This is a genomic window from Halobacterium sp. NMX12-1 (assembly GCF_040435975.1).
Lineage (GTDB): Archaea > Halobacteriota > Halobacteria > Halobacteriales > Halobacteriaceae > Halobacterium > Halobacterium hubeiense.
The window spans coordinates 1,647,167-1,668,001 of sequence record NZ_CP159204.1; the positions used below are offsets into that span (position 1 = coordinate 1,647,167).

General features: G+C 69.1%; 17 protein-coding genes. 10 read left to right on the plus strand and 7 right to left on the minus strand.

Annotated elements, in window-relative coordinates; translation table 11 throughout:
* Nucleotides 1-37: 37 nt before the first annotated feature.
* The 3 genes from ABSL23_RS10295 (at nucleotide 38) to ABSL23_RS10305 (ending at nucleotide 3,295) form a co-directional block, all read left to right on the plus strand.
* The gene (locus ABSL23_RS10295) at nucleotides 38-880 is read left to right on the plus strand and encodes an MBL fold metallo-hydrolase (RefSeq protein WP_353633667.1); all 843 of its coding nucleotides are present in this window, start codon (nucleotides 38-40) and stop codon (nucleotides 878-880) included.
* A gap of 81 nt (nucleotides 881-961) precedes the next feature.
* Nucleotides 962-2,320 (plus strand): hypothetical protein, encoded by a 1,359-nt coding sequence (locus ABSL23_RS10300; protein WP_353633668.1) that lies wholly within the window; start codon nucleotides 962-964, stop codon nucleotides 2,318-2,320.
* A 66-nt stretch (nucleotides 2,321-2,386) separates the two neighbouring features.
* The gene (locus ABSL23_RS10305) at nucleotides 2,387-3,295 is read left to right on the plus strand and encodes a hypothetical protein (protein ID WP_353633669.1); all 909 of its coding nucleotides are present in this window, start codon (nucleotides 2,387-2,389) and stop codon (nucleotides 3,293-3,295) included.
* Between the two features lie 10 nt (nucleotides 3,296-3,305).
* Here ABSL23_RS10305 and ABSL23_RS10310 read toward each other — a convergent pair whose 3' ends face one another.
* A complete protein-coding gene (locus ABSL23_RS10310; RefSeq protein ID WP_353633670.1) occupies nucleotides 3,306-4,130 on the minus strand; it encodes a GntR family transcriptional regulator in 825 nt (274 codons plus the stop codon).
* A gap of 374 nt (nucleotides 4,131-4,504) precedes the next feature.
* Between ABSL23_RS10310 and ABSL23_RS10315 the strand changes: the two genes are divergently transcribed.
* The gene (locus ABSL23_RS10315; protein WP_353633671.1) at nucleotides 4,505-5,803 is read left to right on the plus strand and encodes an MFS transporter; all 1,299 of its coding nucleotides are present in this window, start codon (nucleotides 4,505-4,507) and stop codon (nucleotides 5,801-5,803) included.
* On the opposite strand, the gene ABSL23_RS10320 is transcribed toward ABSL23_RS10315, so the two are convergent.
* Nucleotides 5,800-6,879, minus strand: a complete 1,080-nt coding sequence (locus ABSL23_RS10320) for an iron transporter (RefSeq protein WP_353633672.1) — start codon at nucleotides 6,877-6,879, stop codon at nucleotides 5,800-5,802. The genes ABSL23_RS10315 and ABSL23_RS10320 overlap by 4 nt on opposite strands.
* Nucleotides 6,880-6,958: 79 nt before the next feature.
* Here ABSL23_RS10320 and ABSL23_RS10325 point away from each other — a divergent pair, with 79 nt between their 5' ends.
* Nucleotides 6,959-7,918 (plus strand): hypothetical protein, encoded by a 960-nt coding sequence (locus ABSL23_RS10325; RefSeq protein WP_353633673.1) that lies wholly within the window; start codon nucleotides 6,959-6,961, stop codon nucleotides 7,916-7,918.
* Nucleotides 7,919-7,966: 48 nt separating this feature from the next.
* Complete coding sequence (locus ABSL23_RS10330) at nucleotides 7,967-8,272, plus strand: putative quinol monooxygenase (RefSeq protein ID WP_353633674.1); 306 nt, start codon at nucleotides 7,967-7,969, stop codon at nucleotides 8,270-8,272.
* On the opposite strand, the gene ABSL23_RS10335 is transcribed toward ABSL23_RS10330, so the two are convergent.
* From ABSL23_RS10335 to ABSL23_RS10355, 5 genes are all read right to left on the minus strand, one after another.
* Nucleotides 8,273-9,559, minus strand: coding sequence for a Tat pathway signal protein (locus ABSL23_RS10335; protein WP_353633675.1), 1,287 nt, complete (start codon nucleotides 9,557-9,559; stop codon nucleotides 8,273-8,275).
* Nucleotides 9,560-9,592: 33 nt separating this feature from the next.
* Nucleotides 9,593-10,480, minus strand: a complete 888-nt coding sequence (locus ABSL23_RS10340; protein WP_353633676.1) for an ABC transporter permease — start codon at nucleotides 10,478-10,480, stop codon at nucleotides 9,593-9,595.
* Nucleotides 10,477-11,466 (minus strand): ABC transporter ATP-binding protein, encoded by a 990-nt coding sequence (locus ABSL23_RS10345; RefSeq protein WP_353633677.1) that lies wholly within the window; start codon nucleotides 11,464-11,466, stop codon nucleotides 10,477-10,479. The genes ABSL23_RS10340 and ABSL23_RS10345 overlap by 4 nt, the downstream gene beginning before the upstream one ends.
* A 209-nt stretch (nucleotides 11,467-11,675) precedes the next feature.
* Nucleotides 11,676-12,722: a tyrosine-type recombinase/integrase gene (locus ABSL23_RS10350; protein WP_353633678.1), complete on the minus strand. Its 1,047-nt coding sequence runs from the start codon at nucleotides 12,720-12,722 to the stop codon at nucleotides 11,676-11,678.
* Nucleotides 12,719-13,096 carry a DUF5805 domain-containing protein gene (locus tag ABSL23_RS10355; RefSeq protein WP_353633679.1) on the minus strand — a complete coding sequence of 126 codons (378 nt, stop codon included), beginning with the start codon at nucleotides 13,094-13,096 and terminating at the stop codon, nucleotides 12,719-12,721. The genes ABSL23_RS10350 and ABSL23_RS10355 overlap by 4 nt, the downstream gene beginning before the upstream one ends.
* 1,648 nt (nucleotides 13,097-14,744) lie before the next feature.
* Here ABSL23_RS10355 and ABSL23_RS10360 point away from each other — a divergent pair.
* The 4 genes from ABSL23_RS10360 (at nucleotide 14,745) to nasA (ending at nucleotide 20,779) form a co-directional block, all read left to right on the plus strand.
* Complete coding sequence (locus ABSL23_RS10360; protein WP_059056523.1) at nucleotides 14,745-16,064, plus strand: MFS transporter; 1,320 nt, start codon at nucleotides 14,745-14,747, stop codon at nucleotides 16,062-16,064.
* Nucleotides 16,064-16,645: a molybdenum cofactor guanylyltransferase gene (locus tag ABSL23_RS10365; RefSeq protein ID WP_353633680.1), complete on the plus strand. Its 582-nt coding sequence runs from the start codon at nucleotides 16,064-16,066 to the stop codon at nucleotides 16,643-16,645. Before ABSL23_RS10360 ends, ABSL23_RS10365 begins: the two co-directional genes overlap by 1 nt.
* A gap of 180 nt (nucleotides 16,646-16,825) precedes the next feature.
* Nucleotides 16,826-18,598, plus strand: coding sequence for a ferredoxin--nitrite reductase (locus ABSL23_RS10370; protein WP_353633681.1), 1,773 nt, complete (start codon nucleotides 16,826-16,828; stop codon nucleotides 18,596-18,598).
* Between the two features lie 114 nt (nucleotides 18,599-18,712).
* Nucleotides 18,713-20,779, plus strand: a complete 2,067-nt coding sequence (gene nasA, locus ABSL23_RS10375) for an assimilatory nitrate reductase NasA (RefSeq protein WP_353635376.1) — start codon at nucleotides 18,713-18,715, stop codon at nucleotides 20,777-20,779.
* Nucleotides 20,780-20,835: the final 56 nt, after the last annotated feature.

Here is a 20,835-nt window from a genome sequence, read left to right on the forward strand (position 1 = left end):
CCGAACGCTTAGGGGGCGACGCGAGTGACTCGCCAGTATGGTCCACTCCGATTGGGGCGACTGGCTGCCGACGGCAATCGAGGCGGCGAACCCCGACGGCGTCGCGGTCTGGTATCTGGGTTGCAACGGCTTCGTGCTGAAGGGCGAGGACGGGACGACGCTGTTCATCGACCCCTACCTCGGGACGGGTGACCCGCCGCGCACGATTCGGATGATTCCGGTGCCGTTCGACCCGCGGGACGTCACCGAGGCCGACGCCGTGCTCGCCACCCACGAGCACGTCGACCACGTCCACGGCCCGAGTCAGGCGCCGATTCTCGCGGAGACGGGCGCGCAGTTCTACGCGCCCGACGACTCCGTGGCGGTCGCGCGCGGCGAGGAGGCGTGGGACGACAACTACGCCGTGGACACCGACCAGTACAACGAAATCGAGGAAGGGGACAGCTTCGAGGTCGGCGAGTTCACGGTCCACGTCGAACCCGCCCACGACCCCGACGCCACCCATCCCGTCTCGTACGTCGTCGAGCACGACGCTGGCACGATTTTCCACGGCGGCGACACCAAGCCCAGCGACGAGTTCGCGCGCGTCGGCAGCGAATACGACATCGACCTCGGTATCATGGCGTTCGGCACGGTCGGCAACGTCCCGGACAAGGAGACCCGGGAGCCGAAGCGCACGCGCTGGTACAACGACGAGAACCAGATTGTGGAGGCCGCCAGCGACCTGCAGGTCGACCGCCTGCTGCCCTCCCACTGGGACATGTGGAAGGGCCTGACGGCGGACCCGAAAGTCCTCCACCACCACGCCAAGAGCTTCACGCACCCGCGCCGGCTGGAGGTCGTGGAAATCGGCGACCGCGTGGACGTGACAGGCGAGTAACTGGCGCCGAGAGTCGGCGGGTAATTTAAGTCCTCGTCCGCGTACGTGGTGGTATGCACGACCAACCCGCCGGTGGTTCCGATGAGTGACGAGACGCTCGTCGAGACCGACGGCGTCACCGTCAGCAAGTTCTTCAACGCCGAGGACTTCCCCGTCCCCGCGGTCGCCTTCGACGTCGACTCCTCCCGCGACGACGCGGTCACGCTCCGCATCGTCGACGAGATTCCCGACGAGTTCGGCATCGACCAGATCGGGTTCCACCCCGAGTACGGCAGCGAGCACTGGACGGCCAGCGGCGACGGCGTCGTCCGCTTCGAGCGCGAAATCGAGCCCGGCGAGTCGTTCACCACGGTGTACGGCGTGCGAATGGAGGAGGGGCAGGACGAAACGCCGTTCCTCTCCGCGCCGACCATCGAACTGGACGGCGAGGACATCGACGAGGTCGTCCCGCCCGAATCCACGTCGGTCGTCCGCGAGCTCGCGGGCGGCGAGCGCGAGACGGTCCCCGGGCTCGAAGACGACGACGCCGAGGAAGCCGGGCTGGAAGCCGACATCGAGGGCAGCATCGAGTCCCTCGAAGAGGAGGACGCCGAAATCCTCGAAGGCGACGTCGACCTCGGCGGCGACGAGGACGAAGACCTCGACGCCGAGCCCGACGAGGAGGAGTCCGTCGAGGCCGACGAGTCGTTCGAGGCGGAGCCGCCGACCGAGCCGGAGGCCGAGGGGTACGGCGCCGACCAGCCCGAGCCGCCCGCCGGTGACGAGGAAGTCGAGGAGCCCGAGGCCGAAGGCTTCGGCGAGGAGGAAACCGAGGACGAGGCAGAGCCGGAAGCCGAGCCCGCGCCCGAGTCGGTCGGCTTCGACGCCGGCGACCTCGTCGGCACGCTCGCGGAGGCCATCCGCAACGACGAGGTCAGCGACGACGACCTCGCGACCCTGCAGGACGCCTTCGGCGGCGTCCCCAACAGCACGCAGGTCGAAATCGAGCACCTCCAGAGCCGCGTCTCCGAGCTTGAGGCGTACACGGACGCCCTAGAGGAGTTCCTCGACGAGGAGGGCACCGCCCAGCAGCTCGTCAGCGACGTCGAGGACGAGGTGTCCTCGCTGTCCGCGGCGCTGGACGACCTCGACGACGAACTCGGTGAGGTCGAAGCGAGCGTCGAGGACGCCGCGGGCGACCGCGAGCAGCTCCGCGAGCGCGTCGCGGACGTCGAAGCGGAGGTCGAGGCCGTCGACGACCTCCACGAGGACGTTCAGCGCCTCCGCGGGGACGTCGATGCCATCGACGAGCGCCTCGAGGACACCGAGGACGCCGTCATGGACGTCGAGGAGCTGGAGGACGACCTCGAGGACGTCGCGGAGGACCTCGACGACGTCGAGGCGCACGTCGAGGAAATCGAGGAGTGGCGCGACCAGCTCTCGGACGTCTTCGGCACGTAACGCCACCAGCCGCCCCGGTCCGGGGAATCACAACCGTTTTCGGCGCTCGCCGGCTCTCTTCTCGTAATGACTGCGCCGGTGCGCGTCGCCGTTCCGCGGAAGGGACGGCCCCTGGAAGCCGTACTCGACAGATTCGCCGCACGCGCCGACGCGACTTCGGTCGCCGACGATGTCGTCTCGACGCTGCGCTACGAGAAGGCCGTCACGAAAGACGAGCAGACGGCCGACCGCGGCGTCTACGAGCGCCTCGCGGCGTACAGCGAGCCCGCCGAGCCCCGCGAGCCGGACTTCACGCTGCTGCGGGACGCTCGCGCGGGCAAGCCCCGGCGCGTCGTCTTCGACTCGCTGACCCTCGACGTCGAGGGGACGCCCGTCCAGCTGGTGGGCCGCGAGGAGCCGTTCCGCGCGCTCCGCACCCACGAGTTCGCGCTCGGGTTCGACAGCGCCGACCTCGTCCTCGAAGAGGTCGTCCAGCTGGAGCCCGAGCCGCTCTCGACCATCGCGGACCTCAACGACCGCATCGACCCCCACGACACGGACGTCCGCGTCGTCTCGGGGCTCGGCGACACCGTCTACCACACGCTGCTGGCGACGCCCGCGGCCATGCAGTCCGTCGGCGCGGAGGAGCTGGACCGCGCGTTCCTCGCGGCCTACGAGGGCGACGTCTGCATCAGCCCGCGCTACGAACGCCTCGTCCGCGCCGTCCTCGGCACGGACGCCACGGAGGGCGTGGAGTTCGTCTACCCCGACGCGGGCCGCGAGGAGGAGGCCGCCATCGCGGACGTCGGCGTCGGCGTCTACCTCACGGTCACGGGCTCGACGGCCCGCGAGCACGGCCTCGAAGTCGGCGAGCGGCTGTTCCCCAGCGAGACGGTGCTGATGGAGAACCAGTCCGAGGCCGGCGGCGAGGACGTGCAGGCGGTCAAGCGCGCACTCGCCGCGGACGCCGACGAGACCGCGATTCCCCCGCAGTAACCGCGACTGCTCAGTTCTCGCTGTCGGCCGCGTAGTCCGCGAGATCGCCGCGTTCGAGTTCGGTCGCCGCCTCGCGGCGCGTCTCGAAGGCCTCGATTGCCCACTCGCGGACGCGCTCGTCGGTCGTCTCCACGAGCGCGACCGGCGCGCCCTCCTCGGATTCGACGCCGAAGAAGACGACGTCCTCGGTGATGCCGACGGGGAACGGGATGTCGCCGTCGTAGGCGTAGACTTCGACGCTGTCGGCGTCGAGGAGCCCGGCGACCTGCTCGCGGCGCTCCGGGTCGCTGGCGAGCCACGCGAGGAGGTCCGTCGAGCACACCGACGCGAAGAGGTGGTCGCCGCGTCCGGCGGCTTCCTCGTGGGCGTCGAGCGCGCCCGGGCTGCGGCCGGACGCCAGCGACCGCACGCGCGTGGCGCCGCGCTTCAGTTCGACCACGCGCTGCATCGGCGCGGTCGGGTCCGCGCTCGTCGGCGTGGTGACGTCGGCGTCCGCGAGCCGCGACAGCTCGAAGCCGAGTTCGTCGGTGGGAATCTTCTCGAGGACGTCTCGAATCTCCCACGCCGCGGCCGCGGTGTCCAGCAGGGACGCGAACTCGCCGGCGAGCAGGTCGCCGTACGTCGTCGCGCGGTACTCGCCGCCGGCGCGCTCGACGAGCCCGTGGCTCTCTAAGTCGCGGAGCGCGCGGTCGACCGTCGAGCGGGAGACGTCGGTCGCGGCGACCAGCGCGCGCTTGTCCCGCGGGCGCTCGCGGACGGCGTCGAGAAACTCGTAGCGCTCCTGTAGGGTCTCGACGGCGGCCTCGGCGAGGCCGCTGCCAGTCTGTCGGTTCATGGGTCCTCGCGCGCACTGCACCTTCAATAAAGTTAGTACCACTGACACTATCTCTGCGGGCGGGGAAACGATTATGTAGTGTAAGGCAGCCCGTGAGCCGCTGGTTCGATGGGTGACCTGAACTACCCGCGGCGGGACGAGTCGAACGCGGCCGCGGGCCGAACCGGTCGAGTCCGGAATCTACGGGGGACGGACCCGACAGTGCGGGACGCGTACCGACACCCGAGGCCGCGACGCCGCCCACGGGCGCCCGAGAGCCGCCCTGTCGGTCCTCGTCGGGAGTGGAGGAGCCCGATATAGCCCGAGACGGAGTGCCGACGGCGCGGGGACTCGTCCACAGTATTTTGCCGGTCACCGTCGAACGCCGCACACGAATGCCCGGCGACCGCTCCGTGGACCCGCGCGCGCCCTTCCGGCAGCTGCTGTCGATGGAGCGGGACGTGCTCGTGCTCTCCGCGGCGATGTTCGCGTTCAGCCTCGGCTTCCAGATGACCAGCCGGTACGTGCCGCGCTACATGAGCGTGCTCGGCGCGGGCGCGGGCATCATCGGGCTCTACGGCAGCCTCGGCAACCTCGTCAGCGCCGTCTACCCGTACCCGGGCGGCGCGGTCTCCGACCGCCTCGGCTCGCGGCGGGCGCTCACGGCGTTCGGCCTCGTCTCCGCGCTCGGGTTCCTCTTCTGGCTGCTCGCGCCGCGGCTCGACGTCCTCCGCGTCGGCCCGCTCGCGGTGCCGCCGTGGGCGTGGATTTTCGTCGGCCTGTTCCTCACGCAGGCGTGGAAGTCCTTCGGCCTCGGCGCGACGTTCGCGGTCGTCAAGCAGAGCGTCCCGAGCGACGAGCTCGCCGCCGGCTTCGCCAGCACGGAGACGTTCCGCCGCGTCGGCTTCCTCGTCGGCCCGCTGCTCGCGTCGGTGCTCATCGCGTCCGCCGGCGACTTCACGCTCGGCTTCCAGTGGGTGCTGGCCGCGGCTGTCGCGTTCGCCGTCGCCGGCACCGCCGTCCAGCACGTCTACTACGACCCCGCGGGCGACAGCATCGGCGACGAGTTCGAGGGCGTCCGGCAGGTCCTCGACGACCTCCGCGGGCTCCCCGCGGAACTCCGGCCGCTGCTCGTCGCGGACGTGCTCGTGCGGTTCGCCAACGGGATGGCGTACGTGTTCTTCGTCATCGTCGTCACGGAGTTCCTCGGCGTCGGCTTCACGGGCTTCGGCGTCTCCCTGAGCCCGGACGCGTTCTTCGGCGTGCTGCTCGCCGTCGAGATGCTGGTCGCCCTGCTGTCGATGCTGCCGGTCTCCCGGCTGGCCGAGCGCGTCGGCCTCAAGCCCGTCATCGCGGTCGGGTTCGCCGTCTACGCGGCGTTCCCCGTCCTGCTCGTCAACGCGCCCGCCGACCAGTGGGCGCTCGTCGCGCTGTTCGCGTTCTCCGGGCTGCGGTTCGCGGGTCTCCCCGCGCACAAGGCGATGATTGTCGGGCCGGCGGAGAAAGAGGCGGGCGGCCGCGTCACCGGGACGTACTACCTCGTGCGGAACGCCGTCGGCATCCCGAGCACGGCCGTCGGCGGCGCAATCTACGCGTTCTCGCCGACGCTGTCGTTCACGCTCGCGACCGTCGTCGGCCTGCTCGGCACGGGCTACTACCTCGCGTTCGGCCGCGAGTTCGCCGCGTACGCCTAGAGCGTCAGCGTCACCGACTCGGTGTCGAGGAACGCGGTCTCGTAGCCCTCGTGGCGGCCCACTTGCGGCGGCTGGCGCACCGACAGCGTGAGCTCGTCCCCCGATTCGACGCTCGGCACGGCGGCGCTGAGGTGGAGGCCGAGGTCCGGGCTGAGCGTGCGCGACAGCGTGTCGTCGTACAGCGTCTCGCCGTCCCGAACCAGTGTCGCGTCCAGCGCCATCGAGGAGAGCTCGTAGCCGTTGTACCGGGTGCGCGCGGACACCGCGAGGTACGCCTGGTCGGGCTCGCCGACGCGCTCGGCGGACGCGAGGTCGGTCACGACGTAGTAGGCGTCGTCGATGGCCGCGGTGCCGCGGACCGTCCCCGGGAGGTCGTCGGGCGCGGGCACAATCGACTTCGGGTAGCTGGTGTCCCGGGGCGCGAGCGCGCCCGGCTCGCCGGCTTCCTCGATTGGCGTGGCGCCCACTCGGGCGCGCGTCTCCTCCGTGAACTCCACGGTCATCTCGGCGCTCTCGACGTCCTCGAAGCGCCCCTCGAAGGCGCCGGTCTTCCGCGCAGCGACGGCGCCGATGGAGACGGTCGCGTCGTACGTGCCGTCGCCATCGAGAGCGAAGTTGTCGCCGTAGTGCGAGCCCATCGGCTGAGAGAGCATCGGGTACAGCACTTCCTGCTGGAGGAACTCGCCGCGCTCCAGCTCCACGGAGACGGCCGCGGCCGGCACCACGGTGTCGGTCTCGTCGTCCCAGACGACCGCCATCAGGTGGATGTCGTCCTCGGCGGTCTTCTCGGTCTTCGAGACGTCACGGTTGACCAGCGTCCAGAACGTGTGCGGCACCGTGAACAGCAGGGCGACCGTGTAGTCGCCGACGGTCGTCGTCCCCTGCATCGCCATCTGCTCCTCGAAGGACTGGACGTAGACCCCGTCGGGCTTCTCGGCGGTCGTCGCCGGGGTGGTCGCTGGGGCGGTCGTCGCGGGCGGTTCTGTCGTGGCGTCGTCGGTGGTGTCGCTCACGCAGCCGGCGAGGAGGGCGGAGGAGGCGAGCGACCCGAGCGCGAGGAACCGTCGGCGGCGCATACCGCAGCCCGCGTTCGGCTGGACAATAGGCTTCCCGGTGTCCAGAAGCGTTAACCTCGCGTCCCGGGTAGGCGCCGGTATGCGACGCGCCGCTCTCGCCGCCCTCCTCGCGCTCGCGCTCGTGGCGTCGGCCGCCCCGGTCGCCGCGCACGGCAACCACGTCGAGGTCGACAGCCAGCACTCCGCGGACGGCACCGTCGTCGTGGAGGCCGTCCGCCCGCTCACGGACGGCTTCGTCGTCCTCCACCGCGCGACCGACGACGGCGACATCGGCGACCCCGTGGGGCACAGAGCAGTCGGCTTCGACGACGGCTTCCAGCAGAACTTCCCGGTCGAGATGGACGACGACGCGTGGGCGGACTGGCCCGCGAACGGCTCGCTGTGGGTGGTCTTCCACGCCGACAGCGACGGCGACGGCGAGTTCGACCCCGGCACCGACGAGCGCGCGTCGGCGTTCGGCGCGACGACCGGCCAGTCGGTGACGCTCGCCAAGACTGACCGGCCGGCGAACGTCGTCGCCGAGCGCGCGCAAGCCCAGCAGACGGCGACCGCCACCGCGACCGTCGACGCCGCCACGCTCCCCGAGGACGGCTTCCTCGTGCTCCGCACCGAGTCGGGCACCGAGGGACGCGTCGTCGGCTCGAAAGCGCTCGACGCCGGCACCCACGAGAACGTCAGCCTCGACGTCAGCCCCGACGTCTTCACCGAGAACCAATCGACAGTCGGGCTGTACGCGCAACTCTACGGCGACGACGGCGACGGCGAGTTCGACGCGGGCGACCGCCTCGTGCGCGCCGGCGACAGCCCCGTGAGCACGTACTTCCTCGTCTGGCAGGTCGACGAGGTGTCCGCGACGACCGACGGCCCGGTCGTGCAGACGCCCGGCGACGGCGGCGACGTGGTCACGCCCACTGAGACCAGCGAGGCGACGACCAGCGAGTCCGGGACGAGCGAATCCGCCACGAGCGTCCCCGGCTACGGCGTCGTCCACGCGCTCACGGCGCTCGCGCTCGCGGCCGTCCTGCTCGGCCGCCGGTAGTGTCGCTACCCGGAGGTTCTTCGGTGGGTGGCCGCTACTCCGGGACGCATGATTGTACTCCACGCCACGTTCCCCATCGACCCCGAGCGCCGCGAGGACGCCCTCGACCTCGCGGAGCACCTCGTCGAGGAGTCCAACCGCGAGGACGGCGTCATCGACTACCGCGCGGCCGTCGACGTGCAGGACGAGAACCGGATTCGGTTCTTCGAGCAGTACGAGGACGCGGCCGCCGTCGAAGCCCACGAGGAGAGCGACCACTTCCAGCGATTCGAGGAAGCGCTCCCCGAGCTACTGGCTGGCGAGCCCGAGGTCCGGCAGTTCGAGGTCAGCGACGCCACCGACGTCGAACTGTAGTCACGGGTCCGGCTCCGGGAGCGCCCGGGACTCGCGGGGCGGCACGAGGAAGTAGCCGCGCCGCCGCACGAAGATATACTCCAGAATGCCGTTGTTGACGCGCTGGCGGACAGCCGGCGTCGCCTCGGTCACGTCCGTGCCGTTCATCGCGCGGCGCACCGCCTCGAACGTCGAAATCTCGCGCTGGAGCGACGGGAAGTGGAGGCTCGCGACCGCGCGGTCGGAGCCGACGTCGTCCGTGGACTCGAAGTGCCGGCGCAGCACGCGCACGCTGCCGTCGCCGTCCCGGTTCGCACGAGCCGCCTTCTGCGCGTGCCCGACGCGGCCGTACTCCCGGGCGTGCGTTTCGATGTCGTCCACGTAGTCGTCCACGCGGCTGTTCGCGCCGAGGTTGTCCCCGACGCCCGCCACGAGGTCGTCGGCGGCGTGCCCGGGGCTGAACAGCTCCATCACGCGCTCGTCGTAATCCTGCTCGCCGTACCAGTCGTCGAGGCGCTGGCGGAGGTTCGCGACGACCTTCGTGGTGCCGCCAGCGAACGGCCCCGACTGGATGGTGACGCGGTCCTCGCTGGCCTGGTTCTCGCGGAACCCCGCCGTGAACCCCATGAACAGCGGCGCGTCCTCGGGCACCGGCTCCGAGTCGGGGACGCCGTCGGCGTCCTGTCGCTCGGCGGGCATCCCCGCGCCGACGAAGCCGGTCCGGCGCGAATCGACGGTCAGCACGTCGGTCAGCGCCGCCTCGACGCTCACACCGTTCGCCGTCTCGGTTCGTCCCGTGAGCGCGTGCTCGGCTTCGAGGACGACGTCCGCGCGGTCGCTGGCGAGGTGGACGAGCGCGTCCTGCGTGTCGAAGACCGGGTCCTCGAACGGCGACAGCGGCTCCGGGTCGGGGAGGTCCACGGACTCGGGGAGGGCGGCGTCGAAGCGCCGGAAGTACGCCGGCGAGTACCCGACGGAGAACAGCAGGCCGTCGCTGGACCACTCGTAGGCCTCGTCGAGGGTGGCGAGCGCGCGTTCGACGGTCTCGCGGGCCGATGCCGTGGGCGGGCCGTCGCGGTCCAGCGAGAGGTAGAGTAAGGTCTGGTGGCGCGGCAGTTCGACGTTCCCGTACTCGTCGGTGCGGACGTGGTCGTTCCACGCGTGCTGGCGCGCGGGGTTGGAGGCGGGGGAGCCGCGCGGCGGGGCGTCGTCGGGTGCGAGGTCCACGCAGGCGGCCAGCGCGGCCGCGGACCCGGCGGCGACGGCGGCCTTCAGCACGTCGCGGCGCGACCGGTCGGCGGGCGGCATTCGAGCGAGCGTTCGGCCCCGGGCGGCTTGGGTCTACTGGACGCTCGAACTGGACGCCCGGTTCAGGAAGCGGACCGCGACAGCGCCCAGCACGAGGTCGAGCACCGCCAGCACGGCCAGCGCCGGGACGAGCGTGTTCCACATCCCGCCGAAGCCGGTGACCTCGATGACGGTCATCACGTCCTGGCCGAACATCAGCGCGCGCGCCGCGTCGACGCCGTACGTGATGGGGTTCAGGGCGGCGACCGTCTGCACCCACCCCGGGAGGATGTCCAGCGGGAGGAACGCGCTGGAGAGAAAGAGCAGCGGGAACTGCAGGAGATTCACCGCGAGAATCGTGGATTTCTGGTCGCGGGTGAAAAGCGCCATCACGTTCGAGAACGCCGTGAACCACACCGAGAACACGATGCCGACGGCGACGATGCCGGCCAGTCCCAGCCAGCCGGTGGCGACGTACTCGCGGAACGGCGCCCCCGAGTCGACGTACAGCAGGACGTAGCCGAGCACGAGGATGATGGTGGTCTGGACGACGATGCGCAACACCTCCGAGAGGGACTTCCCGAGGAACACCGCGCCCCGGTGCATCGGCGACACCAGCACCTTCTCGAACATCCCGCTCTCGATGTCCTCGACGAGGCCGATGCCGGAGGTGGTGGCGGCGATGAGCGACGTCTGCACCACGATGGCGGGCACGAGGTACGTGACGTAGCTGGCGTCCGTGCCGAGGCTCTGACTGATGGCGCCGCCGGTAATCTGACCGAACACCTCCGTGAACAGCACGAGGAAGATGATGGGGTTCAGCAGGGAGGCGGTCATCACGAACGGGTTCCGCGTCGTCTTCAACACCCACCGCTTGAGGTTGATCCACGTGTCCCGCGCGAAGCCGTTGCCGGACGCCCGCTGCTGGCTCTCGGCGCTCATTCGGCCACCTCCGCCTCCGCGGCGTCGCCCTCGTCTTCGTCGAGTCCTTCGCCCGTAATCGCGAGGAAGACGTCGTCGAGCGTCGGGTCGCGGACGTTGAACCCGGTGACGGAGAAGCCGGCGTCGTTCAACGCGACAAGCAGGTCCGTCCCGTGGCGGCGGGCCGACGCCGACCGGACGCTGAGCCCGTCGTCGGTCACTTCGACGTCCGCGTCGTCGAAAACGCCCGCGTCGGCGGCGACTTCGCGGGCGCGTTCGAGCGTGTCGTCGTCGGCGTCCGCGAACTCGACGTCGAGGACGGCGCCGCCGACCCGGCGCTTCAGCTCGTCCGGCGAGCCGGAGGCGACGATTTCGCCGCCGCGGATGACGCTGAGCCGGTCGCAGAGCTGGTCGGCCTCCTCGAGGTACTGGGTCGTCAGGAAGACCGTGGTGCCGCGCTCGTTGATGCGCTCGAAGTACTCCCAGAGGCGGTTGCGCGCCTTCGGGTCCAGCCCCGTCGTCGGCTCGTCGAGGAAGACGATGGGCGGCTCGTGGACGAGCGCGGTCGCGACGTCGAGGCGCTTTTTCATCCCGCCGGAGAAGTCCTTGGCCTGCTTGTCCGCGACGTCCGCGAGGTCCACGAGGTCCAGCAGCTCCTCGATGCGTTCGCTGCGGCCGTCCGCGGAGACGCCGTACGCCTCGCAGGCGAACCGGACGTTCTCCCGAGCGGTGAGTTCGCCGTCGATGCTCGTCTCCTGTGCCATGTAGCCGATGGACTCCCGGACGGCCCGCGGCTCGGTCTCGACGTCGTGGCCGTTGACCGTGACGCTCCCGCTGGTTGGTTCGAGGAGCGTCACGAGTACCTTGATGGTCGTGGTCTTCCCCGCGCCGTTCGCGCCGAGGAACCCGAAGAACTCGCCCTCGGGAATCTCCAGCGAGACGTCGGTGACGGCCTCCGTTCCGTCCGCGTAGGTCAGTTGCACGTGTCGCGCGTCGATTGCGTTCACGGCTGCTCGAACGGAGGCACCACGCATATACGCTTTGATTGAACGTTCATTCAGCGAGGTAGCGGCGGACCGGCGGGCTCCCGAGCCGACGTAAACTGTCGTAGAAAGCGCGAGTAACCGATTTCGGCCGATTGCGGGCAAACTCGAAGCCGCGCCGAAGCGACCGATTCAGTATAGCAGTATATAATTTATACGCTGCCGTTCGAACGTCACGTCAACGAGTACACGTTCGCGAGGTAGACCTCGCACACCCTGTCCCCCCAGTTGTGCGTGTACGTGTCGATGATGTCGTCGGCGACGTCCCCGCGGAGGTACTTCACGACGCCGCGGTCGCCGGTGCGGTCCCGGAGGTGCGTCGTGAAGAAGTGCCTGAAGTAGTGGGGCGTGACGTTCTCGGCGGCGTCCGCACCGCTTCGGTACCAGCCCGCGCGTTCGGCGTGCTCGCGGACGAACGACCGCACCATCTCCGGCGTGAGTCGCTTCCCCCACGCGTCCCGCGTGCTCGCGAACAGCGGCTCCGCCGGCGACGGCGTGTCCGGCCGAATCGCCAGCCAGCGCACGAGCGCGGCCTTCAATTCCGCGTCTACGGGAACGAGCGTCGCGCGCTTGCGCTTGTTCGACGCGGTCCGCTCCTCGCCGTTCGCCACCTCGCCGCGGCTCACGTCCGGATCGACGAACAGCGTGTCCGGCCGGCCGTCCAGTTGTGCACGCGTCCCAAGGTCGTAGGCGGCCTCGACGGCGGGCGCGTCCAGCGCGAGGTCGCGGACGTCGAGATTACATAGCTCGCCGACGCGCAGTCCGGTCTTCAGCAGCGCCAACACGACCGCTCGCTCCAGCGGGTGCGTAATTGCTGCCACGAACGACCGCATCTGGGCTATCGACACTTCGCGCCGAGTCGGGTCCGTGTCGATGGCTTCGTCCATCTCTTGGGTGACCAGTGTCATCGGATTGCCGTCGAACTCCCCGACCTGGGTCATGTAGCCGTAGAACCGATTCAGGTAGGAGGCGTACGTCGCGACCGTGCTGTCGGCGTGGTCGCCGCGGAGCTCGTGCACCCACGCAAGGCAGTCCCGGCGGTCGGCCGCAGCGGGCTCGGTGCCAGTCTCGGCGAGGAACGCCTCGAACTCCCGGAGGACGCGGCCGTACGCCTCGCGCGTGCGCTCGGACTTCCCGTGGTAGGCCATGTCCTCGAGGAAGTACTCGATGGGGTCCTCGGCGTCGTGGCCACGGCCCGCGTCGGCGGCGCGCTCGCTCATCGGTCCTCCCGGCGGACGTAGCCGCCCTGTCGCGGGTCGTGGCGAATCTCCCCGCCCTCGACCAACGACTGCACCGCGTCGTCGAGGCGGTCCTCGAAGTCGCCTGAGAGCTCCGCGACGAGTTCGTCCCACGACACGACCGCCCCCTCCGAGACCGATTCGAGGACCCGGTCTTCGAGGCCGCTCCCCCCAGGGGTAGCGTCCCCAGAACCGCCTTCCTCGTGGTCATCCAGGAACCCCCGTCGCCCGGCCTGCACCATCGTCCGCAGGTACTCGCTCTGGGACATGTCGAGTTCGTCAGCGTGCTCGCTCCACCGGGACTTCTGCTCGGTCGGCACGTACGTCTTCACGACCGCGCGGTCGTCACCAGCCATACTCCCCGCATCTTCGGCCGGGAACTTCAGTGTTCCCCACGAGCAGATAAGGTGCCTTATCGTCTAAACTAGCTCCCTCAACGGAGAAAATAAAGTACTACTTGGAACCATTCGTGTATTTAGGGACTCTCTAGACAGATAATCAATTTCCGAAGGTAGTACCACTTTTAATGATATAGATTTAGCGTCGGCTCGGTTCTCGCGGCGCTCGCGAGCAATCGAGTCGAATCTTTCTCGGTCCCTTCCGAGGGTCGAACGAGCTATCCTTCGATACAGCCCGCAGTGATTGACGTACCTCCTCACAATCCCGGTTCACGTCGGTCGTCAGCACTGGTGCCTGACTGGGAATCGCGACAACGAGCTGAATCGTGTGTCGGTTCGCCGTCGTTCAGTTCGTAGCGCTCGCGGCTCGACCAGGCCGGTCCCGGACTCCCTCGATTCGAATTGCCGACGTGGACTTCGGACGCTACGGGAATGATTCGAACGAGGAGCCCGGCGTCGAATCCCGGGCGCAGAGCGGATCACTTCAGCCGTCCACGACGAATCGCGCCACGGCGCTCTCGCTGCGTCGAGCCGACGCCTAGCCCCACACCGCGGGGGTTTTTCTCTCGGTGAATCGGTTCGCTGGGAGCCGGGGATGCACCTCGCGGGAGGCGCAGCGTCCGTCAGAGAGGCCTGAGCGCGGACTCTCCCACTTTGGGAAGTATCGGCTTCGAGGGCCGGGCTGGCGCCAGTACCACGACTCTCGACGACTCGAACAGAGACGTACAGCTCCTTCGGGAGCGCCAGTCCGGTCCACGCGACGAGATTCCGGTTTCGCCTCGGAACCGCAGTGTGAGTAATCGACACGCCGAGGCTCGATGCCTCGGTCGCTCGGGACTCGACAACTTCGAGTTGCAATCCGTTAGCTCCGATACCGCGCCAGTTCTCGTCTTCCCGACGCGTCAACTCCGAACGCCGAGAATGGAGCGATGGAAGAGGTGCGATATCTACAATAGGTGGAATAGTGGCAATTCTCGGCTATTCAAACTGGTCTCGTCGTGGCGCTCCCGCGTAGCGAGTGTCGGTGGCACGAACGAGCTGCCCCGGTCGTGGCATCCCGGTTCGACTCACGAGAGCCACGGTCGCTCTCTCCGGGCGAAGTAATCAGATTGTGTATCACGGGGTACCGCAAAACTCGGCGTTCACGTCGTTCGACTCCCAGCCACCGAACAGATAAATTCTATTCTGCTATAACGAATATTCCTGCAAGCCGTTCCGTCCTTTCCATCGAATCGAGCCCGGACGTGCGCCACTGCGGACGCTTGAATCGGGCTTCGACGCCCGCGCGGCGACCACGCAGCGGTTCGCCAGTGTGCGGCCGTTCGCGGACCACGGTTCCCGAACGTATTCGGCATTCGTCCGGTTTCCCGACCGACAACTGCCCGTTCAAACTCCTTAATGTGGTAGTACCCATCCTAATACTGGTCGAACACTAGCCCACACACGGTATTATCGACTAAACGTCAACGCCTAGCTTAATGTAGTTGGTAGTGATTGATTTTCGCGTAGATATGTGGCCTCACATCCAGAATAGAATCGAATCGGTGGACGAGAAGTTTAGTGAAGTCGAATTCGTTGGACGTTCGGATGATAGTGGGGTGGACGCATGGCGCTGATACGGATGACGAAGTACCGGACGCTGTTGCTCGCGACCGTCGGGTTCAACTTCTCGTTTCTCATCTGGTTCTCGTTCGCGCCGTTCACGGAGCCGATGGCCAGCGAGTTCGGGCTGTCGCTGGCGGAAATCGGGCTGCTCGCGAGCGCGAACATCTGGCTGGCGCCGTTCGGACGCGCGCTGACCGGCTGGCTCTCGGACAAGTTCGGCGCGCCCTCGGTGTTCGCCATCGTGTTGGGGTACGTCGGCGTGTTCTCCATCGCGTCGGCGTTCGCGCAGTCCTACGGCGTGTTCTTCGTCGAACGGCTCATCGTCGCGACCGCGGGCATCACGTTCGTCGTCGGCATCCAGCACGTCGCGGAGTGGTTCGAGGAGGAGAACCTCGGGCTCGCGGAGGGCATCTACGCGGGCATCGGGAACGCCGGCGCCGCGGGCGGAGCGTTGATTCTCCCGCGCGTGTTCGGGACGAACTGGAACGGCCCGCTGTTCTCGACAAACTGGCGGGCGGCGTTCTTCTACACGGGCGTCGTCTCGATTCTGCTCGGCGTGGCGTACTTCACGCTCGGGGAGGCCGCCAAGACCGAGGAGAAGCGGCAGGCGACCAAGGACAGCGCGAGCTTCGGCGGCTGGGTGCACACCGCGACGCGGTACGGAACGCTCGTGCTCGCGCTCGCGTACGTGATGACGTTCGGACTGGAGCTGTCGATGAACGGCTGGCTGGCGACCTACTACCGCGAGGGGTTCGGGACGAACAACCTCGTGCTCGCGAGCACGTTCGCGGCGACGTTCTCGGTGGCGGCCGGTCTGCTGCGCCCCATCGGCGGCTACGTCAGCGACCGGCTGGCGCGCGCCGAGCGCAACATCCTCCCGTTCTTCACGGGCCACTACCGCGAGCAGTGGACGTTCACCGCGATGTCGTTCGTCGTCGTCGCGATGTTCGGGATGACCCTCGCGGGGCTGTCCGGCGAGGTGTTGCTCGCGGTCGCCGCGGGCTTCCTCGTGGGGATGGGTTGTGCGTTCGCGGAGGGCGCCATCTTCGCGCAGGTGCCGGCGATGTTCCCGAACAGTTCGGGGGCGGTCGCGGGCGTCGTCGGCGGCGTCGGCACCATCGGCGGCATCGTCTACCCGCTGGTGTACTCCGCGCAGTTCCTGCCGAACCTCCACGTCGGCTACGCGGTGGTCGCGGCGTCGATGGTGCCCATCCTCGCGTTGACCGCGTGGGTGTTCCAGCCGAGAATCGCCAGCGTCGCCCACGAGGCGGGCTTCGGCAGTTCGACCCCGTCGGCCGTCGAAGCGCCGGGTGACGACTGATGCGGACGGGGCTCGTGCTCGCGGGCGGCCACTCGACGCGGTTCGGGGACGCGGACAAAGCCGTCGCGCGCGTGGACGGCGCGCCGCTGATTCGCCGGGTCGCCGACCGGGTCACTGGCGTCACCAACGAACTCGTGGTGAACTGCCGGAACGACCAGCGAGTCGCGATTACGGAGGCCCTCGACGGCCTCGACTACCGGCTGGCGGTGGACCCGGTTCCCGACGAGGGGCCGGTCGCGGGGTTGCGGACCGGCCTCCGGGTGGCGCGCGGCGACGCGGTCGCCGCGGTCGCCTGCGACATGCCCCACGCGGATCCGGCGCTGTTCGAGCGGCTGTTCGAGCGCGCGGACACGGCCGCGGTGCCGCGCGCGAACGGTCACTTGCAGCCGCTGCACGCGGTCTACGGCCGCCACGCGGCGCGGTTCGCGTGCGACCGGACGCTCGCGAACGGGTCCCGGCGGCTGGCCGACGCGCTCGCGCGCCTCGACCCGACGGTGGTCGACGTCGCCGACGAGGCGACGTTCACGAACGTCAACACGAAGGACGATTTACTGCGCGTTCGTGGCACACTTGCGAGGTAGCTGGCAAATATATCTGTATAAGGTCCTTTAGCTTCTGACGTTCGTCTGCATAAGAGTTTCATAATTCGATGTTTTCAACGCTGACCTTTATTATCTAGACGAGAGAGTTGATTAGCCGTACGAGACGAGACGACCGTTCGGATATATTCGAAAAACGAGCCCAAACGCACACAACACACGATGGCACACAAGAAAGAGGAGTGGAAGGCCGAGCAGTACGGGGACGAAGTCAGAGCACAGCTCGAGGAGTTCGCCGAGCGCGGCTGGGAGGCGATTCCCGAGGACGAACACGACAAGTGGTTCTCCCGGTTCAAGTTCTGGGGGGTGTTCCACCAGCGCGGCGGCCAGGAGAGCTACTTCATGATGCGGCTGACCAACTGCGGCGGCGTCCTCGAACCGGACCAGCTGCGGGCCATCGGCGAGGTCGCCCGCGACTACGCGCAGGGCCCCGCCGAGAACCCCGAGTTCGGGAACGGTTGGATCGACCTCACGACCCGCCAGTCCATCCAACTGCACTGGCTCAAACTCGAGGACATCCCCGAGATCTGGGAGAAACTCGAAGCCGTCGGCGTCTCCTCGCGCTCGGCGGGCGGGGACACGATGCGCAACATCTCCGGCTGTCCGGTGGCCGGGAAGGCCGACGAGTACGTCGAGAGCCGCGAACTGCTGGACGAGATTCAGGAGGGCATCCGCGGCGACGACGACCTCGCGAATATGCCCCGGAAGTTCAACATCTCGGTGACGGGCTGCCGGCAGGGCTGCGCGCAGGACGCGCTCAACGACGTCGGCCTCGAACCCGCGCACAAGCTCGTCGACGGCGAAGAAGTCCGCGGCTTCAACGTCCGCGTCGGCGGCGGCCTCGGCGGCCGCGAGCCCCGCAGGGCCCGTCCGCTGGACATCTTCGTCACGCGCGAGCAGGCCTACGACACCGTGCGCGCGTTCGTCGAACTGTACCACGAGGAAGGCAACCGCGAGAACCGCTCGAAGAACCGCGGGCGCTTCTTCGTCGACGAGTGGGGCACCGACGAGATTCGGGACGCCCTCGACGACCGGCTGGACTTCGAACTGGAGCGCGCGGGCACCGACTTCCGCGGCGAGTACACGTACAACGCCGGCAAGCCCACGGAGCGCGGCGCCCACGACCACGTCGGCGTCTACGACCAGAAGGACGGGCAGAACTACGTCGGCCTGAACGTCGCACTCGGTCGGTTGCGCGCCGACGAAGCCATCGAACTCGCGGACCTCGCCGACGAGTACGGCAGCGGCGAGGTCCGGCTGACGCGCCGGCAGAACCCCATCATCACGGACGTAGCGGACGAGGACCTCGACGACCTGCTCGCGGAGCCGCTGCTCGGCAAGCACAAGCCCGAGCCCAACCCCTTCGAGCAGGGCGCGATGGCCTGTACGGGCACGGAGTTCTGCTCGCTGGCGCTCACGGAGACGAAGGCGCGGATGGCGCGCCTGCTGCGCTGGCTCGGCGACAACGTGGAGGTGCCTGACGACGTGGACCGCATCAAGATGCACTTCTCGGGCTGCACCGCGGACTGCGGGCAGGCGATGACCGCGGACATCGGCCTCCAGGGGATGCGCGCGCGGAAGGACGGCGAGATGGTCGAGGCCGTGGACGTCGGCGTCGGCGGCGGCGTCGGCGAGGAGCCGACGTTCATCGACTGGGTGCGCCAGCGCGTCCCCGCCGACGAGCTTCCGGGGATGATTGCGAACCTCGTGCGGGCGTTCGCGGCGCTCCGCGAGGACGGGCAGACGTTCCGCGAGTGGGTGGAGGCGACCGGCCACGAGACCATCGTCGACCTCGCGGAGCCCGAGGAGGTCGAGGGGTACACCGACCCCTGCCTCTACGACGCCAAGCAGTCGTGGTACCCGTTCGCGGAGGGGGACAGTCCGGCGCCGACCGCCGCCGACGGCACGCCGCTGGCCACCGAGAGCGATGACTGACGACGCGGCGGCCTCGACGGCGCCGATGGACGTCGCGCCCGAACTGCTCCCGGCGAACGCCGACCGCTCGGCCGAGGTGGACGACGCGTGAGCGAGCCGGTTCAGACCACGTGCATGCGGTGTGCGGTCGGCTGCGGCCACCTGACCGACCGCGTGGACGCCGGCTACGGCATCGGGACCGTGCGCGGCGACGTCACCCACCCCGTCAACCGCGGGCTGGCGTGCTCCCGGGGCGTCAAGGAGACGAAAGACCCCGACGGGACGTGGCTGACACGTCCGCTCGTGCGGATGGACGGCGACCTCCAGCCGACGACGTGGGACGTGGCGCTCTCGCGCATCGCCAACGAGTTCGGCGCCGCGCTCGAACGCGACCACGACAGCGTCGCGGTGCTGGGGAGCGGCCAGCAGACCAACGAGGCGGCGTACGCGCTCGGGAAGCTCGCCCGCGGCGGGTTCGGGACTCGCTACTACGACGCCAACACCACACTCTGCATGGCGAGCGCCGTGACTGCGTACTACGACGCGTTCGGCAGCGACGCGCCGCCGTGCACGTACGACGACATCGAGGACGCGCAGACGCACGTCGTCTGGGGCGCGAACCCGGCGGTCGCCCACCCGGTGATGTTCCGCTGGATTTCCGAGAGCGCGACCGCCGACGACAGCGAACTCGTGGTCGTGGACCCGGTCGGCACCAAGACCGCGCAGGGCGCCGACGAGCACGTCGCGCTCGAACCGGGGACGGACCTCGCGCTCGCGCGGGCGGTGCTGGCTCGCGTCGTCGAGCGCGGCGACGTCGACGAGGAGTTCGTCGCGGAGGCGACCACGGGCTTCGAGGAGCTACGCGGCGACCTCCCGGACCCGGAGGAAGCCGCCGCGACCGCCGGCGTCGATATGGAGACTGTCGAGAAGCTCGCGGACGCGTTCGGCGAGCAGACGCTCGTCTACTGGGGGATGGGCGTGAATCAGAGCACGCAGGGAACGGAGACGGCGGGCGCGCTCGTGGACCTCTGTCTCGCGACCGGGAACCTCGGGCCGGGCACGGGGCCGTTCTCGCTGACCGGGCAGGCGAACTCGATGGGGACGCGCGTGTGCTCCTCGAAGGGGTCGTGGCCGGGGATGCGGTCGTTCTCGGACCCGGACGAGCGGCGGGTCGTCGCGGACGCGTGGGATGTTCCCGTCGAACGCCTCCCCGACGACCCCGGGCCGGGACCCGTGGGGCTCGTGAACGCAATCGGGGACGGACCAGTCGAGGCGGTCTGGACGGTCGCGACGAACCCCGCGGCGGGCCTGCCGGACGCCTCCGCGGCGCGCGAGCACCTCGAAGACGCATTCCTCGTCGCGCAGGACGCCTTCCACACCGAGACGACGGAGCTGGCGGACGTCGTGTTGCCGGCGGCGACGTGGGGCGAGTCCTCGGGGACGGCGGTGAACATGGAGCGCCGCGTCTCCCGGATCCGGCCGGCATCGGACCTCGTACCGGACGTGCGGACGGACCTCGACATCATCACCACGATTGGAGAGCTGCTGGTCCCCGGGCTCCTCGGCGACCCCGACCCCCGGGACGTCTTCGACGAGCTCGCGGCGCTGACGGCGGGGACGCTGGCGGACCTCTCGGGCATCAGCTACGCGCGCCTCGACGAACAGCAAGCCGTGCGCTGGCCGGCGCCGGACGCCGTCTCGCAGGGCGGCTACCGCTACTACGACGACGGCGACTGGTCGTTCCCGACGCCCTCGGGGAAGGCGCGCTTCTCCACCGGACGCCACGAGGGCCTCCCGGAGCCGACGAACGAGACGTACCCGCTCACGCTGACGACGGCGCGCGAGGCGGACGGCTACAACACGGGCGTGCGCTCGCGGGGCGAGGATGCGCCCGCGAACCCGCTCGCGCGCGTCAACCCCGAGACCATCGAGGAGGCCGACGTCTCGGCGGACGCCGACGAGGCGGTCGTAGAGTCACGGCGCGCGACCGTTCCCGTGCGCGTGGAAGTGGACGAAGCGGTGCCCGAAGGACTGGTGTGGCTGCCGATTCACCACCCGGAGACGAACGCGCTGACGCTCCCGGAGACGGACCCGCGCTCGGACGAGCCGAACTTCAAGCAGTGCGCGGTGCGCGTGCGGCCGGTCGCCGACGAGGCCGCCGCCGGCACGCTCGCGGACGCGGACGCACCCGCCGACGACTGACGTTCCCGCGGGCTGGGAGCGTGGGAAAGCTGCTTTTGACAGCCCAGCGAAGGCGG